This is a genomic window from Bordetella genomosp. 9 (assembly GCF_002261425.1).
GTDB lineage: Bacteria > Pseudomonadota > Gammaproteobacteria > Burkholderiales > Burkholderiaceae_B > Bordetella_C.
Window position 1 is genome coordinate 1230744 of the sequence record NZ_NEVJ01000003.1, and the last position, 23200, is coordinate 1253943.

The 23200-nt window shown below is 64.0% G+C and carries 22 protein-coding genes and 1 tRNA gene; 6 read left to right on the forward strand and 17 right to left on the reverse strand.

Features of this window, described 5'->3' with window-relative positions; all coding sequences use genetic code 11:
• Positions 1-59 precede the first annotated feature (59 nt).
• Both CAL26_RS16690 and lysS read left to right on the forward strand, forming a co-directional pair.
• Complete coding sequence (locus CAL26_RS16690; protein WP_094847962.1) at positions 60-815, forward strand: SDR family oxidoreductase; 756 nt, start codon at positions 60-62, stop codon at positions 813-815.
• 8 nt (positions 816-823) lie between these two features.
• Entirely contained in the window at positions 824-2359 is a 1536-nt protein-coding gene (gene lysS / locus CAL26_RS16695; protein WP_094847963.1) for a lysine--tRNA ligase, read from the forward strand.
• Between the two features lie 9 nt (positions 2360-2368).
• Here the strand turns inward: lysS and CAL26_RS16700 are convergent, their stop codons facing one another.
• From CAL26_RS16700 to uvrB, 11 genes are all read right to left on the reverse strand, one after another.
• Positions 2369-3256 (reverse strand): methylglyoxal synthase, encoded by an 888-nt coding sequence (locus CAL26_RS16700; RefSeq protein ID WP_094847964.1) that lies wholly within the window; start codon positions 3254-3256, stop codon positions 2369-2371.
• A gap of 106 nt (positions 3257-3362) precedes the next feature.
• Positions 3363-3557, reverse strand: a complete 195-nt coding sequence (iscX, locus tag CAL26_RS16705) for a Fe-S cluster assembly protein IscX (RefSeq protein ID WP_094847965.1) — start codon at positions 3555-3557, stop codon at positions 3363-3365.
• Complete coding sequence (fdx, locus tag CAL26_RS16710; RefSeq protein ID WP_094847966.1) at positions 3557-3898, reverse strand: ISC system 2Fe-2S type ferredoxin; 342 nt, start codon at positions 3896-3898, stop codon at positions 3557-3559. Before fdx ends, iscX begins: the two co-directional genes overlap by 1 nt.
• A gap of 67 nt (positions 3899-3965) precedes the next feature.
• Complete coding sequence (gene hscA / locus CAL26_RS16715) at positions 3966-5861, reverse strand: Fe-S protein assembly chaperone HscA (protein ID WP_094847967.1); 1896 nt, start codon at positions 5859-5861, stop codon at positions 3966-3968.
• A gap of 119 nt (positions 5862-5980) precedes the next feature.
• Positions 5981-6505 (reverse strand): Fe-S protein assembly co-chaperone HscB, encoded by a 525-nt coding sequence (hscB, locus tag CAL26_RS16720; RefSeq protein ID WP_256988495.1) that lies wholly within the window; start codon positions 6503-6505, stop codon positions 5981-5983.
• Entirely contained in the window at positions 6502-6825 is a 324-nt protein-coding gene (gene iscA / locus CAL26_RS16725) for an iron-sulfur cluster assembly protein IscA (RefSeq protein WP_086065745.1), read from the reverse strand. The genes hscB and iscA overlap by 4 nt, the downstream gene beginning before the upstream one ends.
• A 1-nt stretch (position 6826) precedes the next feature.
• The gene (gene iscU, locus CAL26_RS16730; RefSeq protein ID WP_094847968.1) at positions 6827-7213 is read right to left on the reverse strand and encodes a Fe-S cluster assembly scaffold IscU; all 387 of its coding nucleotides are present in this window, start codon (positions 7211-7213) and stop codon (positions 6827-6829) included.
• A 78-nt stretch (positions 7214-7291) separates the two neighbouring features.
• A complete protein-coding gene (locus CAL26_RS16735) occupies positions 7292-8503 on the reverse strand; it encodes an IscS subfamily cysteine desulfurase (protein ID WP_094847969.1) in 1212 nt (403 codons plus the stop codon).
• Between the two features lie 21 nt (positions 8504-8524).
• Positions 8525-9079: a Fe-S cluster assembly transcriptional regulator IscR gene (gene iscR / locus CAL26_RS16740; protein WP_256988497.1), complete on the reverse strand. Its 555-nt coding sequence runs from the start codon at positions 9077-9079 to the stop codon at positions 8525-8527.
• A 441-nt stretch (positions 9080-9520) separates the two neighbouring features.
• Positions 9521-10012 (reverse strand): low molecular weight protein-tyrosine-phosphatase, encoded by a 492-nt coding sequence (locus CAL26_RS16745; protein ID WP_066351875.1) that lies wholly within the window; start codon positions 10010-10012, stop codon positions 9521-9523.
• Positions 10013-10271: 259 nt separating this feature from the next.
• A complete protein-coding gene (uvrB, locus tag CAL26_RS16750) occupies positions 10272-12299 on the reverse strand; it encodes an excinuclease ABC subunit UvrB (RefSeq protein WP_094847970.1) in 2028 nt (675 codons plus the stop codon).
• A gap of 86 nt (positions 12300-12385) precedes the next feature.
• Here uvrB and CAL26_RS16755 point away from each other — a divergent pair, with 86 nt between their 5' ends.
• Positions 12386-13591 carry an amino acid aminotransferase gene (locus CAL26_RS16755; RefSeq protein WP_094847971.1) on the forward strand — a complete coding sequence of 402 codons (1206 nt, stop codon included), beginning with the start codon at positions 12386-12388 and terminating at the stop codon, positions 13589-13591.
• 176 nt (positions 13592-13767) lie between these two features.
• Positions 13768-14418: a transcriptional repressor LexA gene (lexA, locus tag CAL26_RS16760; RefSeq protein ID WP_094847972.1), complete on the forward strand. Its 651-nt coding sequence runs from the start codon at positions 13768-13770 to the stop codon at positions 14416-14418.
• A 101-nt stretch (positions 14419-14519) separates the two neighbouring features.
• Here lexA and lon read toward each other — a convergent pair whose 3' ends face one another.
• The 4 genes from lon to tig form a co-directional block, all read right to left on the reverse strand.
• The gene (gene lon, locus CAL26_RS16765) at positions 14520-16973 is read right to left on the reverse strand and encodes an endopeptidase La (protein WP_094847973.1); all 2454 of its coding nucleotides are present in this window, start codon (positions 16971-16973) and stop codon (positions 14520-14522) included.
• A 165-nt stretch (positions 16974-17138) separates the two neighbouring features.
• On the reverse strand, positions 17139-18437 hold the full coding sequence (gene clpX / locus CAL26_RS16770; RefSeq protein ID WP_094847974.1) for an ATP-dependent Clp protease ATP-binding subunit ClpX: 1299 nt from the start codon (positions 18435-18437) through the stop codon (positions 17139-17141).
• Between the two features lie 97 nt (positions 18438-18534).
• Positions 18535-19191 carry an ATP-dependent Clp endopeptidase proteolytic subunit ClpP gene (gene clpP, locus CAL26_RS16775; RefSeq protein WP_086065754.1) on the reverse strand — a complete coding sequence of 219 codons (657 nt, stop codon included), beginning with the start codon at positions 19189-19191 and terminating at the stop codon, positions 18535-18537.
• Positions 19191-20501 (reverse strand): trigger factor, encoded by a 1311-nt coding sequence (tig, locus tag CAL26_RS16780; RefSeq protein ID WP_094847975.1) that lies wholly within the window; start codon positions 20499-20501, stop codon positions 19191-19193. Before tig ends, clpP begins: the two co-directional genes overlap by 1 nt.
• A 230-nt stretch (positions 20502-20731) precedes the next feature.
• On the opposite strand from tig, the gene CAL26_RS16785 reads away from it, so the two are divergent.
• On the forward strand, positions 20732-21307 hold the full coding sequence (locus CAL26_RS16785; protein ID WP_094847976.1) for a TIGR00645 family protein: 576 nt from the start codon (positions 20732-20734) through the stop codon (positions 21305-21307).
• 107 nt (positions 21308-21414) lie between these two features.
• On the opposite strand, the gene CAL26_RS16790 is transcribed toward CAL26_RS16785, so the two are convergent.
• Together CAL26_RS16790 and CAL26_RS16795 are read right to left on the reverse strand one after the other, a co-directional pair.
• On the reverse strand, positions 21415-21621 hold the full coding sequence (locus CAL26_RS16790) for a cold-shock protein (RefSeq protein ID WP_094847977.1): 207 nt from the start codon (positions 21619-21621) through the stop codon (positions 21415-21417).
• A 248-nt stretch (positions 21622-21869) separates the two neighbouring features.
• Positions 21870-21956: transfer RNA gene (locus tag CAL26_RS16795), tRNA-Leu, on the reverse strand.
• Positions 21957-22000: 44 nt separating this feature from the next.
• Here CAL26_RS16795 and dapC point away from each other — a divergent pair.
• Entirely contained in the window at positions 22001-23200 is a 1200-nt protein-coding gene (dapC, locus tag CAL26_RS16800) for a succinyldiaminopimelate transaminase (protein ID WP_094847978.1), read from the forward strand.

Sequence of the window (23200 nt, forward strand, 5' to 3'; positions counted from 1 at the left end):
GCTCCCTTTGACGTTCAGCAAATCCCCAACCTTCGACGTTCGCGCATAAAGGCCATTCCATGACCCAATCCGTAGTCGTTCTGACCGGCGCTTCCCGCGGCATCGGCGCCGCACTGGCGCGTCAGCTGGCCAAACCGGGCACGCGCCTGATCACCCTGGCCCGGCGCCAGGATCCCGAACTGGCGGCCCATGCCGAGGCCCAGGGCGTGGAACTGGAACAGATCGCCGTCGACCTCGCGGATACCGCCGCGGCGACCGCCGTCGCCGCGCGCGTGGCCGCCGGGCTGCCGCGCGACGCCAGGCGCTACGCGCTGATCAACAACGCCGGCACGGTGAACCCCGTCGCGGCCGTGGATACCCTGGACGACGCGGCCGCCATCAATCAGGCCCTGAACCTGAACGTCGTGGCGGTCATGCTGCTGACCTCCCGCTTCCTGGCGGCCACGCGCGACCTGCAGGCGGACCGCCGGGTGCTGAACATTTCCTCCGGCGCCGGCCGCAATCCGACCGCCGGCTGGGGCGTCTACTGCGCCACCAAGGCCGCGCTGGACATGTACACGCGCGTCGCCAAGCAGGAGCACGACGCCCATGGCGCCCGCTTCGCCTCGCTGGCGCCGGGCGTGGTCGACACCGACATGCAGGGCGTCATCCGTGGCAGCAACCCGGGCGCCTTCCCTGCCCTGCCGCGCTTCCAGGACCTGCACGCCAGCGGCAAGCTGGCCGCGCCGGCCGACGTCGCCGCGCGCATCGCCGCCTATCTGGAACGCGACGATTTCGGCAACACCGAAATCGACGACATCCGCAATTACAACTGATCCGTACCATGACCGACTCTTCGACCGCTCCCAACGCGCAGGACCTGGCTGGCCGCGATGAAAACCGCCTGATCGCCGAACGGCGAGCCAAACTGGCCAAACTGCGCGAAAGCGGCCCCGCCTTTCCCAACGACTTCACTCCCGACGCCCGCGCGGCGGACCTGCACGCCGCCTACGACGACACCGACCAGGAAACCCTGGCCGCGACGGGCAAGGTGGTCAAGGTCGCCGGCCGCATGATGCTCAAGCGCGTCATGGGCAAGGCCAGCTTCGCCACGGTGCAGGACGCCAGCGGCCGCATCCAGATCTACCTGGACCGCGGCGTGCTGGGCGACGACAGCTACGCGGCCTTCAAGCAATGGGATATCGGCGACGTCATCGCGGTCGAAGGCTCGGTCTTCAAGACCAACAAGGGCGAACTGTCCATCCACGCGTCGCAGGCCCGCCTGCTGTCCAAGTCGCTGCGCCCCCTGCCCGACAAGTTCCACGGCGTGGCCGACCAGGAGCTGCGCTATCGCCAGCGCTACGTCGACCTGATCATGACCGACGCCACGCGGCGCACCTTCGAGGCGCGCAGCAAGACGATAGGCGCGATACGGCAGTACATGCTGAACGCCGGCTTCCTGGAAGTCGAAACGCCCATGCTGCATCCCATCCCGGGCGGCGCGGCGGCCAAGCCCTTCGTCACGCACCACAATGCGCTGGACATGGAAATGTTCCTGCGCATCGCGCCCGAGCTCTACCTGAAGCGCCTGATCGTCGGCGGCTTCGATCGCGTCTTCGAGGTCAACCGCAACTTCCGCAACGAAGGGGTCAGCCCGCGCCACAACCCCGAGTTCACCATGATGGAGTTCTACGCGGCCTACACCGATTACCGGTGGCTGATGGACTTCACGGAACAACTGATCCGCCAGGCGGCGATCGCCGCCACCGGCAGCGCCGTGCTGACCTACCAGGATCGCGAACTGGACCTGTCGCGGCCCTTCGACCGGCTGACGATCTGCGAAGCCATCCTGAAGTACGCACCGGGCTATACGCAGGCCCAGCTGGACGACGCGGACTTCGTGCGCGCCGAACTCAAGCGACTGAAGGTGGACGTCGACGCGCCGCCGCTGGCGCGCGCCGGCCTGGGCGCCCTGCAGCTGGCGCTGTTCGAGGAAACCGCCGAGTCCTTGCTGTGGAACCCGACCTACATCATCGACTACCCGGTGGAAGTGTCGCCGCTCGCGCGCGCCTCGGATACGCGCCCGGGCATCACCGAACGCTTCGAGCTGTTCATCACCGGACGCGAGATCGCCAACGGCTTTTCGGAGCTGAACGATCCGGAAGACCAGGCGGAGCGCTTCCGCGCCCAGGTGGAAGCCAAGGATGCCGGCGATGAAGAAGCCATGTACTACGACGCGGACTACATCCGCGCCCTGGAATACGGCATGCCGCCCACCGGCGGCTGCGGCATCGGCATCGACCGCCTGGTCATGCTGCTGACCGACAGTCCCAGCATACGCGACGTCATCCTGTTCCCGCACCTGCGGCGCGAGGATTAGGGGCGCGGATCAGGCCGCGTCGCGCACCACCACCGCCTGGGCCCAGCGGCGCGCCACGGCCGGCGACGTGGCGCAGGACGCCACCCTCGAAACCACCCGCACCGCGCGTTCCAGCAGCTGGATATCGGCTTCGTGCTGCCGCGCCACGTGCGGGTCTTCGAAGAAGATCACCCGTTGGCATTGGTGCTCCAGCACCAGCTCGGCGATCTGGGCGTCGCCCCCCAGCGGCCCGCTCAGGTAGCGATGCGTCCAGGGGTTGTCACGGGGCCAGCCACGCGACCAGGCCAGGTCATTCAAGCGCCCCCCGGTCGTGCCGGTGGCGACCCGCCGCCTGAACCGTGACAGCACGTCGAAGTGCTGGTCCGCGAAGGCCACCATTTCATCCTTCAGCGCGTCATGGGCGACCAGCGCCAGCGTCTGCGCCGAAAAATCGAACAACTCCGCCGCCGCCGGATCCGGGGCCAGCCCCGCGTGCAGGCGTTCCACTTCTATCCATTCACGCGCCCCGGCAAGGGTGGAAATGAAAGGTTTGCCGTGCGTCACGCACTGGCGTTTCAGCGCCTGCGCTTCCGGAAACACGGACGAAGGATCCACCGGATCGATGAAGTAGATGGCGCCGTCGAAAGGCACCGTTCCATCGCGCCCTTCCGTCACGCGCGCCACCAGCTTCATCAGGCCGCCTTCGCGGCCGTAGGGATAACGTATCAATCCCGCGTAGCCCTGCAGCATGCCTTCGCGTGTGATCGCGTCGTGGGTGCGCCCCACGGTGTAGAGATGTACCCCCATCTCGCGGATGCTGGCCGAACAGGCCCGCAGCCAATCGAACAGCACGGCATCGGGAGTCTCGTGGTGCAGCCGGTTCGCGGCCAGGCCGAAGTGCAGGATGGGAGCGGTCATGGGCGGATGAAGGCGGACGAACGCACATTGCGAACGCCAAAATGTAAACGGGGCAGCTACGGATCATACCGCCGCTGCCCCGCGATCGACGTGACGCTTTTTCTGCTCAGTCCTGCTCTTCGATCCAGGCCTGCTGGATGGCTTCCAGGATCTTCTCGCCGGAACGTGCCGGATCGTCGCTGAATCCCGGCAACGCCATCACCATGTCGCGCAACGCCGTGAACCGCACCTGGGTGGGGTCGACGTCAGGATGCGCGTCGGCCAGCGCCGCGGCGATATCGAACACATCGGTCCACTTCATCAGTGGTTCTCCTTGGCGTGATTGATCGTGTAGCGCGGGATTTCCACGGTCAGGTCCTGGTCGGCGATCCTGGCCTGGCAGGACAGGCGCGACGTCGACGTCAGTCCCCAGGCCTTGTCGAGCAGATCCTCTTCCGAGTCGCTGGCTTCCTCCAGCGACTGGTATCCCTGCCGGACGATGACGTGGCAGGTCGTGCACGCGCAGGACAGCTCGCAGGCGTGCTCGATTTCGACGTCGTGATCCAGCAGGACCCGGCAGATCGAAACTCCACTGGGCGCGTCCTCGATGACTTTTCCTTCGGGACAGACATCGGGATGCGGCAATACGGTCAATTTCGGCATGATGGGATAGGAAAGGGTTCTTGCTGGGTCCGCGCCCGCGGCCCGCAGGGGCGCGGGCCGCGGACCATCAGGTCAGTTCATCCAGTTTGCGGCCCGACAACGCCTTGCGGATACTGCGATCCATGCGGCGGGCGGCGAAGTCGTCGGTCGCTTCGGACAGCGCGCTGACGGCGGCGCGCACCTGCTCCAGGTCGTCCCCGTCGCGCGCCGCGTCGGCGCGCGCCAGGGCTTCGTCCACGTGCGCGCGTTCGCCATCGTCCAGCAAGTCGCCATCCACGGCCAGGGCCGCGCGCACCGATTCCACCAGCTGGCGCGCCTCGACCTGCTGCTCGCGCAGCATGCGCGCGCGCGCGTCCGCGTCGGCCTGGTCGATACTGTCGGCCAGCATGCGGGTAATGTCGTCATCGGACAGCCCGTACGACGGTTTCACCGTCACGGAGGCTTCCACTCCTGTCGTCTGCTCGCGGGCGGTCACGCCCAGCAGGCCGTCCGCATCGACCTGGAAGGTCACGCGGATCCGCGCGGCGCCCGCCACCATGGGAGGAATCCCGCGCAATTCGAACCGCGCCAGGGAGCGGCATGCGGATACCAGCTCCCGCTCGCCCTGCACCACGTGGATGCTCATGGCACCCTGCCCGTCCTTGAACGTCGTGAACTCCTGGGCCCGCGCCACCGGTATCGTGCTGTTGCGGGGAATGATGCGCTCCACCAGTCCACCCATGGTTTCCAGGCCCAGCGACAGCGGAATGACGTCCAGCAGCAGCCAGTCTTCTCCCGCCATGCGGTTGCCCGCCAGCAGGTTGGCTTGCAAGGCGGCGCCCAGGGCGACTACCTGGTCGGGATCCAGATCGGTCAACGGCGGCTGGCCGAACAGCTCGCCGACCGCGCGGCGCACGACCGGCGTGCGGGTGGCGCCGCCCACCATCACCACGCCACGCACGTCCGCGGGCTGCAGGTTGGCGTCGCGCAAGGCGCGCCGCGCGCAATCCAGCGTGCGCTCGATCAGCGGCGCGGCCATGGTTTCGAACTGTTCGCGGGTAAGCGGCACATCCACCGCGGTGCCATCCTGCAGCTGGAAGCTGACCAGCGTTTCATCGGCATCCGACAAGCGCTCGCGCGCCGCGCGCGCGGCCACCAGCAGCGCGCGGCGATCATGGCGGGACCAGCCCGCCGAACCCGCCACCGCCTCGGTCACGCGCTGCGCGATCAAGGCGTCGAAGTCGTCGCCGCCCAGCACGGTATCGCCGCCCGTGGCCACGACTTCGAACACGCCCTTGGTCAGGCGAAGAATCGATACGTCGAAGGTGCCGCCGCCCAGGTCATAGACCGCATAGACGCCTTCGGCGGCATTTTCCAGGCCGTAGGCGATGGCGGCGGCGGTGGGCTCGTTCAGCAGGCGCAGCACGTTCAAGCCGGCCAGCCGGGCGGCATCGCGCGTCGCCTGCCGTTGCGCATCGTCGAAGTACGCGGGCACGGTGATGACCGCGCCCACCAGTTCATCGCCCAGCGCCGCTTCGGCACGGCTGCGCAGCCGCGCCAGGATATGGGAAGACACTTCCACGGGAGTGAGATCGCCGTGCGCGGTGCGCAGCCGGACCGTGCCGGACGCTCCCGCAGGGGACGTGTCCACGCCGGTCCCATCCACGAAGTCATACGCGCTGCCCGAAGCGCGCGCTTCATCCGTGGTGCGGCCCATGAAGCGCTTCACCGACACGATGGTGTTACTGGGATCTTCCGCCTGCGCGCCCAGCGCGTCGTGACCCACGATGGGCTGGCGATCGCTGAAATAACGCACCGCCGACGGCAGCAGCGCACGGCCGGACTCATCGAGCAGAACCTCGGGCACGCTGCTGCGCACCGTCGCCACCAGCGAATTGGTCGTACCCAGGTCTATCCCCACCGCCAGCTTGCGCTGATGCGGCGCGGGCGATTCACCTGGTTCTGAAATCTGCAATAAAGCCATGGTTGGGTTCTATCGAATTGTTGGTTTGCAGCGCGGCCACGGTCGACGGCGGCGATTGTAGGCGGAGAAGGACCGGAGAACCTAGTGCGGACCCCGGCTTTGGGACTGGTCGGCCGCGCCTAGGTGGCAGCCTGGGCCAGTTCCTGGCTGATCTTGCGCACGAACATCCATTCGCGCACCTTGATCGCCGCCGCGGCGGCATCGCTCTGCTGGTCCAGCAGCCGGCCGACCTGATCCCGCAAGCCAGTCTCGGCGTCCCGCAGCTCGGCATCCAGCGCGGCGGCAGCCGCGCCCGCGCTGCCCTGCTCGCGTACGTCATCCAGCATTTCGCGCCAGGCCATCTGCTGCATCAGGAAGTCCGCGTCCATCGACGTATTGCTTTCCGTCTGCAGGTCGACACCGGCCCGCTCGCAAAGATAACGGGCCCGCAGCAAAGGATCGCGCAGTTGCCGGTAGGCCTCGTTGGCGCGCGCCGCCCATTGCATGGCGACACGGCGTTCGGCCGGCGAGGCGGTCGCGTAGCGATCGGGATGCACCCGCGCGGCGACCTCGCGCCAAGCCTGTTCCAGTTGCGTGGGATCGATGTCGAAACGCACCGGCAGGCCGAACAGCGAGAAATGATCGTCCACGGTCGCGGAATTCAAACCGTGAACGACTCGCCGCAGCCGCAGGTCGCCTTTTCGTTGGGGTTGTGGAACTTGAACCCTTCGTTCAGCCCTTCACGCGCGTAGTCGAGTTCCGTGCCGTCGATATACGACAGGCTCTTCGGATCGACAAACACCTTCACGCCATGGCTTTCGAACACCTGGTCGGCGGCGTCGGGCTCATCCACATACTCCAGCTTGTAGGCCATGCCCGAGCAGCCGGTGGTCCTGACGCCCAGGCGCAGTCCCAACCCTTTGCCGCGGCGCTGCAGATAACGGCTGATGTGGTTTGCCGCTTGGGGGGTCAGAGTGACGGCCATATCAGCTCCGCGTGTGCTTCTCTTTGTAGTCCTTGACGGCCGCCTTGATGGCGTCTTCCGCCAGGATGGAACAGTGGATCTTGACGGGCGGCAGCGCCAGTTCTTCGGCGATCTGGGTGTTGCGGATGTTCATCGCTTCGTCCAGCGTCTTGCCCTTGACCCACTCGGTCACCAGCGAGCTGGAGGCGATCGCCGAACCGCAGCCGTACGTCTTGAAGCGCGCGTCTTCGATCACGCCGCTGGCGTTGACCTTGATCTGCAGCTTCATCACGTCGCCACAGGCGGGCGCGCCCACCATCCCGGTACCCACGGAATCGTCGCCTTTCTCGAAAGAACCGACGTTGCGCGGGTTTTCGTAGTGATCCAGAACCTTTTCGCTATATGCCATGATGTTTCTCCCCTTCGCCAGGCGAAGGCAACTCGTACTGGTTCGTGCCGGACGCCCGGCACCGGACTATCTTCGATATCAGTGCGCGGCCCATTGCACGCTGTTCAGGTCGACGCCGTCCTTGGCCATTTCCCAAAGCGGCGACATATCGCGCAGCTTGCCGACCCGCTTCTTCAGCAGGTCGACGGTGAAGTCGATTTCCTGCTCCGTGGTGAAGCGGCCGATCGTGAAGCGGATCGAGCTATGGGCCAATTCGTCGTTGCGGCCGAGCGCGCGCAGCACGTAGGACGGCTCCAGGCTGGCGGAGGTACAGGCCGATCCGCTGGAGACCGCCAGTTCCTTGACCGCCATGATCAAGGACTCGCCTTCGACATAGTTGAAGCTGACGTTCAGGTTGTGCGGCACGCGGCGTTCCATGTCGCCGTTGAGGTAGACCTCTTCGATTTCCGACAGGCCGGCCCACAACCGATCGCGCAGCATGCGGATGCGCTCGTTTTCGGTACCCATTTCTTCCCGCGCCAGGCGGAAGGCTTCGCCCATGCCGACGATCTGGTGCGTGGGCAGCGTGCCCGAGCGGAATCCACGTTCGTGACCGCCGCCGTGCATCTGCGCTTCGATGCGCACACGCGGCTTGCGCCGCACGTACAGCGCGCCGATGCCCTTGGGACCGTAGGTCTTGTGCGCCGAGAAGGACATGAGATCGACCTTCAGCTTCTGCAGGTCGATTTCCACCTTGCCGGTCGCCTGCGCGGCATCGACATGGAAAATGATGTTCCGCTCGCGGCAGATTTCACCCAGCGTTTCGATATCCTGGATGACGCCGATTTCGTTGTTCACCATCATCACGGACACCAGCACGGTATCCGGCCGCAGCGCCGCCTTGAACACGTCGAGATCGATCAGGCCGTTGTCCATCACGTCCAGGTACGTGACTTCGAAGCCCAGGCGTTCGAGTTCGCGCGTCGTATCCAGCACGGCCTTGTGTTCGGTCTTGACCGTGATGATGTGCTTGCCGCGTTCCTTGTAGAAGTTCGCCGCGCCCTTGATGGCCAGGTTATCGGATTCCGTGGCGCCCGACGTCCAGATGATTTCGCGGGGATCCGCGTTCACCAGCTTGGCGACTTCTTCACGCGCGCGTTCCACCGCGTCTTCCGCTTCCCAGCCGATCGAATGGCTGCGGGACGCCGGGTTACCGAAGTTTTCGTACAGCCACGGCACCATTTTGTCCACTACACGCGGATCGACCGGCGTCGTGGCGGAATAGTCGAGGTAAATGGGACGGGTAGTCATGTCGTACAGCTCCTGGTTTTCTTATACGGTGGCGGACGCGCCGGGCTGCGCCGCGGCGTTGCCGGAACATGCGGCGCCCACGCCGGCGCCGTTCGTCATGCGGTTGACGCGCACCGTGCCGTTCTGGGCTTGATTGCTGGCTTCCTGCAATTGGCGCACGCGCTGCTGATCCACCAGATCCTGCAGCGACACCGAATCCAGGTAATCCACCATCTTGCGATTCAGCGTGGCCCAGAGTTCGTGCGTCATGCACTTGCCCGACTTGCCGTCCTTGCCGCTGCTACAGTCCTGCTTGCCGCCACAGCTGGTGGCATCCAGGGGTTCGTCGACAGCGAAAATGATGTCGGCCACCGTGACGTTGCGCGCCAGGCGCGCCAGCGAGTAACCGCCGCCCGGCCCGCGCACGCTGTCCACGAGTTCGTGGCGGCGCAGTTTGCCGAACAGCTGTTCGAGGTAGGAAAGGGAAATGTTTTGGCGCTGGCTGATGGCCGCCAGCGTGACCGGCCCGCTATGCTGACGCATCGCGAGATCGATCATGGCGGTCACGGCGAAACGTCCTTTGGTAGTCAGCCGCATATCAAGGTTTCCTGTGTTGCCAGAGGCCCGGCACGGCCGGGGGCGCAATACCTGAGTAATTGCCTCAAGTATAGCCTATTCCCGACTAATTTGCTATGAAACCCTGCCGCCGATAGGGATGAGCAGCCCTATGGGGAAATGACGCGCGAGATGGCGAAGAAATGCAAAAACCGCACGCGGCATTGGCGTGCGGTTCAGCTGGACTGAAGCGATCCGGGTGTAACCCGACGACGGGGCCGGACCGACTGCGCTGCCCGAGATGAAAGCGCCCGAGGATTTAGCCTGTATTCCAGCCCAGCATTCCAAGGCGGGAAGTCAGGTCCGACGGGTTCGGAGTTACGCAGCCTGGATACGCAGCCTGGATACGCAGCCTGGATACGCAGCCTGGATACGCAGCCTGGATACGCAGCCTGGATACGCAGCCTGGATACGCAGCCTGGATTACGCAGCCTGGTACTGGGTCGCGCGCTTGCGCACCAATTCCAGCACGCCCTGACAGGCGTCTTCCAGATAGTCCAGCACTTTGCCAAACCCTTCGGGGCCGCCATAGTACGGATCCGGCACCGTGGCTTCTTCGAATTCGTTGGCGAACCGCATGAGCAGCATCAGCTTGTGCTGATACGCCTTGGGGCACTGCTGCTGCAGCGCGGACAGGTTTTCCCAGTCCATCGCAAGGATGAGATCGAATTCACGGAAATCGTCGGGCGTGACCTGACGCGCCTCGCAATGCGTGATCTCGTAACCGCGCTTTCGGGCAGCGGCTTGGGCCCGGGCGTCCGGCGCTTCACCAATGTGAAAGGCATGTGTACCGGCGGAATCGATCCGCACGACATCGCCCAGACCGGCATCATTGACCAGCCGGCGGAACACGCCTTCTGCGCTCGGCGAGCGACAGATGTTGCCCATGCAAACGAAAAGTACCTTGGTCATCATGCTTAATAGTCTGCGGGAAAACCCGCAATTAGGCAAGCTTTTTTTCTGGGAAAACCATATACTCCGCGCCCGTCCGAGGAGCGGAAAAACCCATTCGAATTAGTGCCTTATAGCGGAAAGCTAATAAACCGATTGATATTCCCTAAGTCGGTATTCGGCCCCAATTCAATGGCTGCCGACGCAGCGCTGCAACACGGGAAGATGTCCGCCTTATTTCCGCGGCGTGACTGTGGTAGGACAGCCGCGCCGGCCGCCCCGCTCAACGGGCCCCGTCCAGCAACACCCTTTCCTTGAGCGCGTTCAGGGCATCGCGAGCCGCGGCGGCCTGTTCGAATTCCAGGTTGCGCGCGTGGTCCATCATCGACTTTTCCAATCGCCGGATTTCCCGCGCCAGGGCCTTTTCGTCGGTCAGGAGTTCCGCCGGCAGCGCATCTTCGATCGTGGGGTGCTGGATCGGGGCCACCACGCCGTCGATCAGCTCGCGGACGGCCTTATGGACGCCCCGGGCGGTAATGCCGTGGGCCAGGTTGAATTCCTCCTGCTTCTTGCGCCGGCGCTCGGTTTCGCCGATGGCGCGGTGCATGGAATCCGTGACCCGGTCGGCGTAGAGGATGGCCCTGCCGTTGATATTGCGCGCCGCCCGGCCGATGGTCTGGATCAGGCTGCGTTCGGACCGCAGGAAGCCTTCCTTGTCGGCGTCCAGGATGGCGACCAGGGACACTTCCGGTATATCCAGGCCTTCGCGCAGCAGGTTGATGCCGACCAGGACGTCGAAGGTGCCCAAGCGCAGGTCGCGGATGATTTCCACCCGCTCCACCGTGTCGATATCCGAATGCAGGTAGCGCACGCGCACTCCATGCTCGGCCAGGAAGTCCGTCAGGTCTTCGGCCATGCGCTTGGTGAGCGTGGTCACCAGGACGCGCTCGGACTCGGCCACACGCAGCTTGATTTCGCCCAGCAGATCGTCCACCTGGGTACGCGCGGGTCGCACCTCCACGATGGGGTCGACCAAGCCGGTGGGCCGCACCACCTGCTCGACCACGTTGTCGGCGTGCTCCTGTTCGTAATTCGACGGCGTCGCGGATACGAAGACGCACTGGCGCATGCGGGCTTCGAATTCCTGCAGCTGCAGCGGCCGGTTATCCAGGGCCGAAGGCAGGCGGAACCCATATTGCACCAGGGTTTCCTTGCGCGCGCGGTCGCCACGGTACATGCCGCCGAGCTGGCCGATGGTCACGTGGCTTTCGTCGATGAACATCAGCGCGTCGGCGGGCAGGTAATCGATAAGCGTGGGCGGCGGCTCGCCCGGGGCGGCGCCCGACAAATGGCGGGAGTAGTTTTCGATGCCCTTGCAGAATCCCAGCTCCTGCAGCATTTCCAGATCGAACCGGGTGCGCTGTTCCAGCCGTTGCGCTTCAACCAGCTTGCTCTGCGACGTGAAAAACTGCAGGCGCTCGCGCAGCTCTTCCTTGATGGTTTCGATCGCCCGCAGCACGGTATCGCGCGGCGTGACGTAATGCGATCCAGGATAGACCGTGAACCGCGGCACCTTCTGGCGCACCTTGCCCGTCAAGGGGTCGAACAATTCCAGCGTTTCGACTTCATCGTCGAACAGCGTCGCGCGCAAGGCCAGTTCAGGGCTTTCCGCCGGGAAGATATCGATGGTTTCGCCGCGCACCCGGAACACCCCGCGGGTGAAGTCCGCGTCGTTGCGCGTGTACTGCATCGCCACGAGGCGTGCCAGGATCTCGCGCCGCGATATCCGATCGCCCGCGCGCAGGATGAGCACCATGGCGTGATAATCGCCCGGGTTGCCGATACCGTAGATGCAGGACACGGTACCGACGATGACCGTATCGCGGCGCTCCAGCAGGCTTTTCGTGGCCGACAAACGCATCTGTTCGATATGCTCGTTGATCGACGAGTCCTTTTCGATGAACAGATCGCGCGTCGGCACATAGGCTTCGGGCTGGTAATAGTCGTAATACGACACGAAATACTCGACCGCGTTCTTGGGAAAGAACTCGCGCATTTCGGCGTACAACTGCGCGGCCAGCGTCTTGTTCGGCGCGAGCACCAGCGCCGGCCGCCCCAGGCGGGCGATGACGTTGGCCATCGTATAGGTCTTGCCCGAGCCGGTGACGCCCAGCAGGGTCTGGTACATCAGGCCGTCCCGCACGCCGTCCACCAGGCCGCCGATGGCGCCGGGCTGGTCGCCGGCCGGCGGATAGGGCTGATAGAGCTGAAAAGGGCTATCCGGAAATTCGACGAATCCAGTGTCGGTCATGCTAGACTGTCTCAGGGTAAACCCCCCATTATCCGCCGCATATCCGGCTGCGTCCACCTACCCTTTTGCGTACCCTTTGCGATCCGATGAGCACCCTTTTCCAGAACGTCGAGTTGGCCCCGCGCGACCCCATTCTCGGGCTGAATGAGCAGTACAACGCTGACACCCGGCCTGGCAAGGTCAATCTGGGCGTCGGGGTGTATTACGACGACAACGGGCGCATCCCGCTGCTGGCCGCGGTCCGCAAGGCCGAAATCGCCCGCATCGAAGCCGCCGCCGCGCGCGGCTACCTGCCCATCGAAGGCATTGCCGCCTACAACAAGGGTGCGCAGGCCATGCTGCTGGGGGCGGACTCGCCCCTGACGGCGGAAGGTCGGGTGCTGACCGCGCAGGCGCTGGGCGGCACCGGCGCGCTCAAGATCGGCGCGGACTTCCTGCGCCAGCTGCTGCCGCAGTCCAAGGCCTATATCAGCGATCCCAGTTGGGAAAACCACCGCGCCCTGTTCGAGCGGGCCGGTTTCCAGGTCGAAAGCTATCCCTATTACGATCCGGCCACGCATGGCCTGAACTTCGAAGGCATGCTCGCCGGGCTGAAGTCCATGCCCGCCGGCAGCGTGGTCGTGCTGCACGCCTGCTGCCATAACCCCACGGGCGTGGACCCCACCGCCGAGCAATGGCAGCAGATCGCCAATGTCGTCAAGGAACGCGATCTCGTGCCCTTCCTGGACATCGCCTACCAGGGCTTCGGCGCCGGCCTGCAGGAAGATGCCGCCGTCGTGCGCCTGTTCGCCGGCATGGACATGACGATGTTCATCAGTTCGTCGTTCTCCAAGTCCTTCTCGCTGTACGGCGAGCGCGTCGGCGCCCTGACGGTCGTCGCCGGCAGCAAGGACGAAGCCGCCCGCGTGCTCAGCCAGCTCAAGCGCGTCATCCGCACCAATTACTCGAATCCGCCCACCCACGGCGGCACGATCGTGTCGACGGTGCTGAACACGCCGGAACTGTTCGCCCTGTGGGAACAGGAACTGACCGGCATGCGCGATCGCATCCGCCTGATGCGCCGCCAGTTGGTCGACAAGATCAAGGAACAGGGCGCCAAGCAGAATTTCGATTTCGTGCTGCAGCAGCGCGGCATGTTCTCCTATTCCGGCCTGACGTCGGCCCAGGTGGACCGCCTGCGCGAAGAACACGGCATCTACGCCGTTTCCAGCGGCCGGATCTGCGTGGCCGCGCTGAACAGCCAGAACATCGATACCGTGGCCAAGGGCATCGCCCAGGTGCTGAAGGGCTGAGGCCCAGGCCCCCCAGGTCACAAGTCCTTCGTTCCCCGCTTTTGCACAGGGCCCCTTCGGGGGCCCTTGTGTTTTGCGCGGCAATTGCCCGCCTGTGGGTCGTACCCCCTTGCGTTTTGAAGCTGCGTCCCCCAAAATTCGAACCTGTATATCCATACAGGGAACAGGAACGCCCAATGGCCAGCAAACTTACCGAACGCCAGCAGCAGATACTCGACCTGATCCGCCAGGCGGTCGCCAGCACGGGATTCCCCCCCACCCGCGCCGAAATCGCGCAGGCCCTGGGATTTCGCTCGCCCAACGCGGCGGAAGACCACCTGAAAGCCCTGGCCCGCAAAGGCGCGATCGAGCTCACCGCCGGAGCCTCGCGCGGCATCCGCCTGAAAGACACCCGTCCCGAAGGCGGCCAGGCGATGCTCCCCATCCCTTCGCTGTCGCAGTTGATCTTGCCGCTGGTCGGTCGGGTGGCGGCAGGCAGCCCTATCCTGGCGGCCGAACATGTCGAACGCGACGTCGGCGTCGACCCTGCCCTGTTCGCCCAACGGCCAGACTACCTGCTCAAGGTCCGCGGCATGAGCATGCGGGACATCGGCATCCTGGACGGCGACCTCCTGGCGGTCAAGAAAGCCAGCGAAGCCCGTGATGGCCAGATCGTCGTCGCCCGCATCGACGAAGACGTTACGGTCAAGCGCCTGCACCGCCAGGGTGGCCGTATCGAACTGCTGCCGGAAAACCCCGAGTTCGAACCGATCCTGGTGCGGCCGGGGCAGGAATTCGCATTGGAAGGCATCGCGGTCGGATTGATCCGCACGCAGGCGCTGCAGTAAGGCTGGGGCTAAGGCCACCACGGCTACGGCCCGCGCCGCCACACGAAAAAGGCCTGGAGCTCACGCTCCAGGCCTTTTTTATCGAGCTCGTACGATCGCGCTTAGTGCTTGATCACGGGATCGACCGACTCCGGCGAAGAGGCTGCGGGCGTCACCATCGGCTTGTCCTTCGCGTCTTCTTCCGAGATCGGCTCAGGCATGCGTTCCAGCGCGCGCTCCAACACCTTGTCGATCCAGCGAACCGGCACGACTTCGAGCTGGTTCTTGACGTTGTCGGGGATCTCGGCCAGATCCTTGACGTTTTCCTCCGGGATCAACACGGTCTTGATGCCACCGCGGTGCGCGGCCAACAGCTTTTCCTTCAAGCCGCCGATCGCCAGCACTTCGCCACGCAGCGTGATTTCGCCCGTCATCGCGACGTCCGCACGCACCGGAATACCGGAAAGCGCGGACACCATCGCGGTGGTGATCGCGATACCCGCGGACGGACCGTCCTTGGGCGTCGCGCCTTCGGGCACGTGCACGTGCATGTCGCGCTTTTCGAACACGCTGTCGGCGAATCCCAGGCGGCGCGCCCGCGAACGCACGACCGTGCGAGCCGCTTCGACCGATTCCTTCATCACGTCGCCCAGCGAGCCGGTACGTTGGATGGCGCCCTTGCCGGGCATGTCGGCGACTTCGATGGTCAGCAGATCGCCGCCCACTTCCGTCCACGCCAGGCCGGTCACCTGCCCCACCTGGTTTTCCTTTTCCGCCATACCGAAGTTGTAGCGACGCACGCCCAGGTAATCGTTCAGGTTTTCCGACGTCACCGCAATGGCGCTGGCCGTACCGGTGCCATCCGCGGCGGGCTTGCCTTCGCGCTCGGTCAGCAATTGCTTGACGACCTTGCGGCACACCTTGCCGATCTCGCGTTCCAGTGCCCGGACGCCCGCTTCGCGCGTGTAGTACCGCACGATGTCGCGCAGGGCCGACTCGTCTATCGTCAGCTCCGTTTCCTTCAGGCCATTGTTCTTCAACAGCTTGGGGATCAGGTGGTCGCTGGCGATATGGACTTTTTCGTCTTCCGTATAGCCGGACAGGCGTATGACTTCCATCCGGTCCAGCAGGGCCGGGGGAATATTCAGCGTGTTGCTGGTCGCGACGAACATCACGTCCGACAGATCGAAGTCCACTTCGACGTAGTGATCCTGGAACGTGTGGTTCTGCTCGGGATCCAGCACTTCCAGCAGCGCCGACGACGGATCGCCACGGAAATCCATGCCCAGCTTGTCGATTTCGTCCAGCAGGAACAAGGGATTGCGCACGCTCACCTTGCTCATGTTCTGCAGGATCTTGCCCGGCATGGAGCCGATGTACGTACGACGGTGGCCGCGGATTTCGGCCTCGTCACGCACACCGCCCAGCGCCATCCGCACGAACTTGCGGTTGGTGGCCTTGGCAATCGACTGCCCCAGCGAGGTCTTGCCCACGCCCGGAGGGCCGACCAGGCACAGGATCGGCGCCTTGACCTTGTCGACACGCTGCTGCACGGCGAGATATTCCAGTATGCGTTCCTTGACCTTTTCGAGACCGTAGTGGTCGTCGTCCAGGACAGTTTCGGCATTGCCGATGGAGTTGTTGACCTTGCTCTTCTTGCGCCATGGCAGGTTGATCAAGGTATCGATGTAGTTGCGCACCACCGTCGCTTCGGCGGACATGGGCGACATCAGCTTGAGCTTCTTGAGCTCGGCGTCGGCCTTTTTGCGCGCTTCCTTGGGCATGTGCGCCGCGACGATCTTCTTTTCCAGCTCTTCGATGTCGGCGCCTTCTTCGCCTTCACCCAGTTCCTTCTGGATGGCCTTTACCTGTTCGTTCAGGTAGTAGTCGCGCTGGCTCTTCTCCATCTGCTTTTTCACGCGGCCGCGGATCCGCTTTTCGACCTGCAGGATGTCGATTTCGGTTTCCAGCTGCGTGAGCAGGCCTTCCAGGCGCTCGGCGGTGCCGAAGATCTCGAGCATCTTCTGCTTCTGCTCGAGCTTCAACGGCAGGTGCGCCGCGATGGTGTCGGCCAGCCGGCCGGCATCGTCGATCCCCGCCAGGGACGTCAGGATCTCAGGCGGGATCTTCTTGTTGAGCTTCACGTACTGTTCGAACTGGGCCACGATGGCGCGGCGCAAGGCTTCCGTCTCGGATCCCTGGATGGGGTCGAGCTGGATGGGCACGACTTCGCAGGTGAAGTGCGTTTCGACGTCGTCCACGCGCGTGATGCGGGCGCGCTGCGCGCCTTCGACCAGCACCTTCACGGTGCCGTCGGGCAGCTTCAACATCTGCAGGATGCCCGCCACGCAGCCGATCTCGTAGACGTCTTCAGGCGACGGATCATCCTTGCCGGCCGACTTCTGCGCGACCAGCATGATGCTTTTACCGGCTTCCATGGCGACTTCGAGCGCGCGTATGGAGCGGGGGCGTCCGACAAAAAGCGGGATGACCATGTGCGGGAACACCACGACGTCGCGCAGCGGGAGCAACGGCAGGTCGATGGGTTCGGAAGGCAGGGTCTGAGTGCCAGACATAAAGATTCCTTGGGATGATCTACGTAGCGGCGATGCGGCGGAGTCAGTCAGCAATCCCGTCTATCGTCAGTTACGTCTGATATGGGAACAATAGCCGAAAAATCAAGTTTCCGGCCGGCGACCGCAAAAACGGTAAAAACCCGTCACGCGGGACGGGTTTTTAGGTTACGCGGCGGCGTCCCTGACCTCGCCCCGTTCCGGCTTGGATGCCTGGGCAGCATCGTCCGCATAGATGAGCAAAGGCTGACCGTCGCCTTCGATGACGTTGTCCTCGAGCACGACGCGGCTGACATTGCCCAGCGAAGGCAGTTCGTACATCGTGTCCAGCAAGGCGGATTCCAGGATGGACCGCAGGCCACGCGCGCCGGTCTTGCGCTTGAGCGCCTTGCGGGCGATGGCGCGCAAGGCGCCCGGCCGAACGTCCAGTTCCGCCCCTTCCATCGCGAACAGTTTCTGGAACTGCTTGACCAGGGCATTCTTGGGTTCGGTCAGGATCTGCACCAGCGCGGCTTCGTCCAGCTCGTCCAGCGTGGCGACCACGGGAAGGCGGCCGACCAGTTCCGGGATCAGGCCGAACTTGATCAGGTCTTCCGGCTCGGCTTCGCTGAACAGCTCGCCGACGCCCCGCTCGGATTTGGCCCGGACCGCGGCCGAGAACCCGATGCCCGATTTTTCCGTCCGGTCGCGGATGACCTTTTCCAGCCCGTCGAAGGCGCCGCCCACGATGAACAGGATGTTGGTCGTATCGACCTGGACGAAGTCCTGGTTCGGATGCTTGCGTCCGCCCTGCGGCGGCACCGACGCCACCGTGCCTTCGATCAGCTTGAGCAAGGCCTGCTGCACGCCTTCCCCGGACACGTCGCGCGTGATGGAGGGGTTGTCCGACTTACGAGAAATCTTGTCGATTTCGTCGATGTAGATGATCGCGCGCTGCGCTTTTTCAACTTCGTAGTTGCAGTTCTGCAGCAGCTTCTGGATGATGTTTTCGACGTCTTCGCCGACGTAGCCCGCTTCGGTCAGCGTGGTGGCGTCAGCCATGACGAAGGGCACGTTCAACATGCGTGCCAGGGTCTGGGCCAGCAGCGTCTTGCCGGAACCGGTCGGTCCCACGAGCAGGATGTTGCTCTTGGAAAGCTCGACCTCATCGCCCTTGAGTTCGCCGTGGCGGATGCGCTTGTAATGGTTGTACACCGCGACCGCCAGCGTGCGCTTGGGCGTGTCCTGGCCAATGACGTACTGATCCAGGAATTTTTTGATTTCAGTCGGGGTGGGCAGTTCCGAGCGAATAGCGGCGCGCGCCGTCGCCTGCGCTTCTTCCCGAATGATATCGTTGCAAAGATCGATGCATTCGTCGCAGATGAACACGGAAGGCCCCGCGATCAATTTGCGGACTTCGTGCTGGCTCTTGTTGCAGAAAGAGCAATGCAGCACCTTCGCGTCTGCCGATCCCTTTTTTTCAGGCATATATATCTCTGGTGACGATGGATGCCGCGCCTGCGCGCGCCACCCATCCTACGCTGGCTCGAAATAGCGGCGGTTCGGAACCAGGCCCGCGGACGCCTTAGCGATCCTCGGAGCGCGAGGCCAGGACCTTGTCCACCAAGCCATACGATACAGCATCTTCCGCGGACATGAAGTTGTCGCGCTCCGTGTCCAGGGCGATGCGTTCGACGGGCTGGCCGGTGTTCTCCGCCAGGATGCGATTCAGGCGTTCGCGCAGGTCCAGGATCTCACGAGCCTGGATCTGGATATCGCTGGCCTGGCCCTGGGCGCCGCCCGACGGCTGGTGGATCATGATCCGGGAATTGGGCAAGGAGTAACGCTTGCCCTTCTTACCTGCCGCCAGCAGGAATGCGCCCATGCTGGCCGCCAGGCCGGTGCACAGCGTGGAGACATCCGGCTTCACGAAATTCATCGTGTCGTAGATGGCCATGCCGGCATAGACCGAACCGCCCGGCGAGTTGATGTAGAACGAAATGTCCTTGTCCGGATTTTCCGATTCCAGGAACAACAGCTGGGCCACCACGAGGTTGGCGGAGTTGTCGTTCACCGGTCCGACCAGGAACACCACCCGCTCGCGCAACAACCTGGAATAAATGTCGTAGGCACGCTCGCCGCGCCCGGACTGCTCGATCACCATGGGGATATACCCCAGGGCGGTCGGCGTCACGGACTCGCCGCCGTACATGGAGGCATAGAAATCCGTAAATCTATTCATCAAGCCATCCCCATCAACTGGTCGAAAGGCACTTGCTCGTCCGTGACCTTGGCCTTGTCGAGCACATAGGAAACCACATTATCTTCCACCACGAGAGCCTCGATCTCGGCGCGGCGCTGGCGGTCGGAAAGATAATAGCTGACCACCTGGGCCGGCTCTTCGTAATTCTGCGCGAACTCTTCGATGCGCGCGCGAACCTGTTCAGGCTTGGCCTGCAGTTGCGCTTCCTTGACCAGTTCGGACACCAGCAGGCCCAGGCGCACGCGGCGTTCGGACTCGCTGCTGAAGGCTTCCAGCGGGATCGGCACCGAATCGGCATTCGGCAGGCCACGCTGCTTGAGTTCTTCGCGCGCGGCGGCGACGCGGCTGCTGACATCGCTGTCGACCAGCGCGGCCGGCACGTCGAACTTGGCCGCTTCGGCCAGCGCGTCCATCACGCTGTTCTTGGTGCGCACCAGCAGGCGCGTCCTGGCTTCGCGCTCGACATTCTTGCGGATGTCGGCCTTCAGCTTTTCGACGTCGCCTTCGGCCTGGCCCAGCGACTTGGCGAATTCGCTATCCACGGCCGGCAGCACGGCTTCGGCCACTTCCTTGATGGTGATGGTGAATTCCGCGGTCTTGCCGGCGACTTCCTTGCCTTGGTAGTCTTCCGGGAAGCTCAGCGGGAAAACCTTGGTTTCGCCCGCCTTCATGCCCTGCGCGGCGGCTTCGAACTCGGGCAGCATGCGACCCTGGCCCAGCACGAAGGGGAAGTCTTCGGCCTTGCCGCCGTCGAACGGCACGCCGTCGATGGTGCCGGCGAAATCCAGGGTGACACGATCGCCGTCCTGGGCCGCGCGGCCTTCGCGCGCTTCGTACGAGGCGCGCTGCTTGCGCAGGACGTCGATGGTCTGGTCGACTTCCGCGTCGGTGACCGGGGCGTCGTAGCGCGTGACGGACAGGCTGGACAGGTCGGGTACGGCCACTTCGGGATAGACCTCGAAATCGGCGGTGAACACGAGCGCGTCTTCACCCACGCCTTCGGTCTTCGGCTCGATGGAAGGCGCACCGGCGACGCGCAGCTTCGCGGAATCGATGGCCTGTTCGAATGCACGACCCACCTGGGTATTGATCACGTCATAGCGGATGCCGGGCCCGTGGCTGCGCTCCAGCATGGCCATGGGCACTTTGCCGGGACGGAAGCCGGGCACCTTGGCGGTGCGCGCGACGCGCTTCAACTGCGCCTGGACTTCTTTTTCGATGTCCGCGACGGACACGGACAGATCGACGCGGCGCTTCAGGCCGGAGAGGGTTTCAACCACAGGCTGCATTAGAAAAGACCTATTTTGCGAGTGAATGGAAGATGGGAATCAACCGGTCATTTTACCGGAAACTCATTTGTGCCCGCCAAGGCGGTCCGAAGGGTCGGGGACGGATAAGCGTGGGCGTTGATCCGATCGCCAATAATGCAACGCGAGACCCGGCGCGCGGGCCGGAAAGCTGAATGTCAGCTTGATAGAATTCCCGCTCTGCCATTACCTGGGCTTCCCCGCCTTTTCCTATGCAATCACGCGCCCCCGGCGATACCCGTCCCCGCCTGAGCACCATGGCCGCCCTGATCTTCAGCTCGCGCTGGCTGCAGCTGCCGCTGTACCTGGGCCTGATCGTGGCGCAAGGCGTCTATGTGTTGCTCTTCGTGAAGGAACTGTGGCATCTGGTCAGCCACGCGACCACGTTCGGCGAACAGCAGATCATGTTGATCGTGCTCGGCCTGATCGACGTCGTCATGATCTCGAACCTGCTGGTCATGGTGATCGTCGGCGGTTACGAGACCTTCGTCTCCCGGCTCAGGCTGGAGGGACACCCGGACCAACCGGAATGGCTAAGCCACGTGAACGCCAGCGTGCTGAAGGTCAAGCTGGCGATGGCGATCATCGGCATTTCGTCCATACACCTGCTGCGCACCTTCATCGAGGCGGGCGGCCTGGGCAAGCCCGACGTCACGTTCACCGAAAGCGGCGTGATGTGGCAGACCATCATCCACTGCGTCTTCATTTTGTCGGCGATCGGGATCGCCTATGTGGACCGCTTGCTGGCCCCACCCCATGCAGAGGCCAGGGAACGCGGCACGCACTGACGCCTGACCCGGCCCGCGGCGCCCCGGCGCTGCGGGCGACGGGCGGCCGGGCCACGAAAAAGACCAGCCAAAAAAACGGCGTGCCCTGTGCACGCCGTTTTTTTATCTCACTTCACAATCTGGATGTTCATGGCGGCGGGGCCTTTGGCGCCCTGCCCGACCTCATACGAGACGCGCTGGTTCTCCTGCAGCGTCTTGTAGCCTTCGGTGCGGATCTGCGAGAAGTGCACGAAAAGATCCTTGCTGCCATCGTCGGGCACGATGAAGCCGTATCCCTTTTCCGCGTTGAACCACTTGACAATGCCCGTTGCCATATTTGCACCACCTGAGCTGATGAATAGAGGAGAGGCGCCAGATTATCAAGGATGGGAAATCGGCAACTACAGTACCTTTGACGTACCTTTGCGGCGACAGAGAACTAAGACCGCGTCGCTTGAATATCTCGCCGAGCGAGTGTAATCGGGATATTTTTACCCGGTCAACCGCGCTTGCCCCCAAAATCAGCAATTGGCGCTAAGCCATGCCAAACCCGCCATGGGGGGCTACCCATGGCGGAGCGTTCTGGTGCGAAGGAGGGGACTCGAACCCCTACACCTGTTACGGCGTCAGGACCTAAACCTGGTGCGTCTACCAATTTCGCCACCTTCGCAAGCGGAGCCCGGTATTGTAGCTTGCTTGTTAAAATCGCGCCCCATGAACCCCCGCCTAGACGCTCTACACCCCTATCCTTTCGAAAAGCTGCGCCGCCTGATGGCCGACGCCGGCTCGCCCCCCAGCGGGCTCGCGCCGATCAATCTGTCCATCGGCGAGCCCAAGCACGACACCCCCGCCCGGGTGGCCCAAGCCATGGTGCAGGCCCTGCCGGGCGGCCTGGCGTCCTATCCGAGCACCAAGGGCGAACCCCGCCTGCGCGAAGTCATCGCGCAGTGGCTGGCCAAGCGCTACGGCATACCGGCGCCGGATCACGAGACCCAGGTCCTGCCGGTGCTCGGATCGCGCGAAGCGCTGTTCGCCTTCGCGCAAACCGTGATCGACCCGACCGGGGACGACATCGTCATCTGCCCCAACCCGTTCTACCAGATCTACGAGGGCGCGACGCTGCTGGCCGGTGGCCGGCCCTATTTCGTCAATGCCGACCCGGCGCGCAACTTCAGCCCGGACTGGAGCCAGGTGCCGGCGGACGTATGGCGCAAGACGCGCATGGTGTACGTCTGCTCGCCCGGGAACCCGGCGGGCAATGTCATGTCCATGGAAGACTGGCGCGAGATTCTCGAGCTGAGCGACCGCTACGGCTTCATCATCGCGTCCGACGAGTGCTATTCCGAGATCTACCTGAACGAAACCCAGCCGCCCCTGGGCGGCCTGCAGGCGGCGCACGCGCTGGGACGCACGGATTTCCGCAACCTGGTCGCGTTTTCCAGCCTGTCCAAGCGCTCGAACGTGCCCGGCATGCGCTCGGGTTTCGTCGCGGGCGACGCCGCGCTGCTCGCCCGTTTCCTGCTTTACCGCACTTATCATGGCAGCGCGATGAGCCCGGTCGTGACCGCCGCCAGCATCGCGGCCTGGACCGATGAAACGCACGTGCGGGAAAACCGCCGTCTCTACCGCGAGAAATTCGACGCGGTGGTGCCCATCCTGCAACGCGCCATGGACGTGACCCGTCCGGCGGCGTCGTTCTACCTGTGGGTGGCGACACCCATTCCGGATACCGATTTCGCCCGCGATCTCTACGCACGCACGGGCGTGACGGTGCTGCCGGGCAGCTACCTGGCGCGCGACGCCCACGGACGGAATCCCGGCGTGAACCGCGTCCGCATGGCACTGGTCGCCCCGCAGGGACAATGCGTGGACGCCGCCGAACGCATCGCCGATTTCGTCAAATCTTCCGTTTAA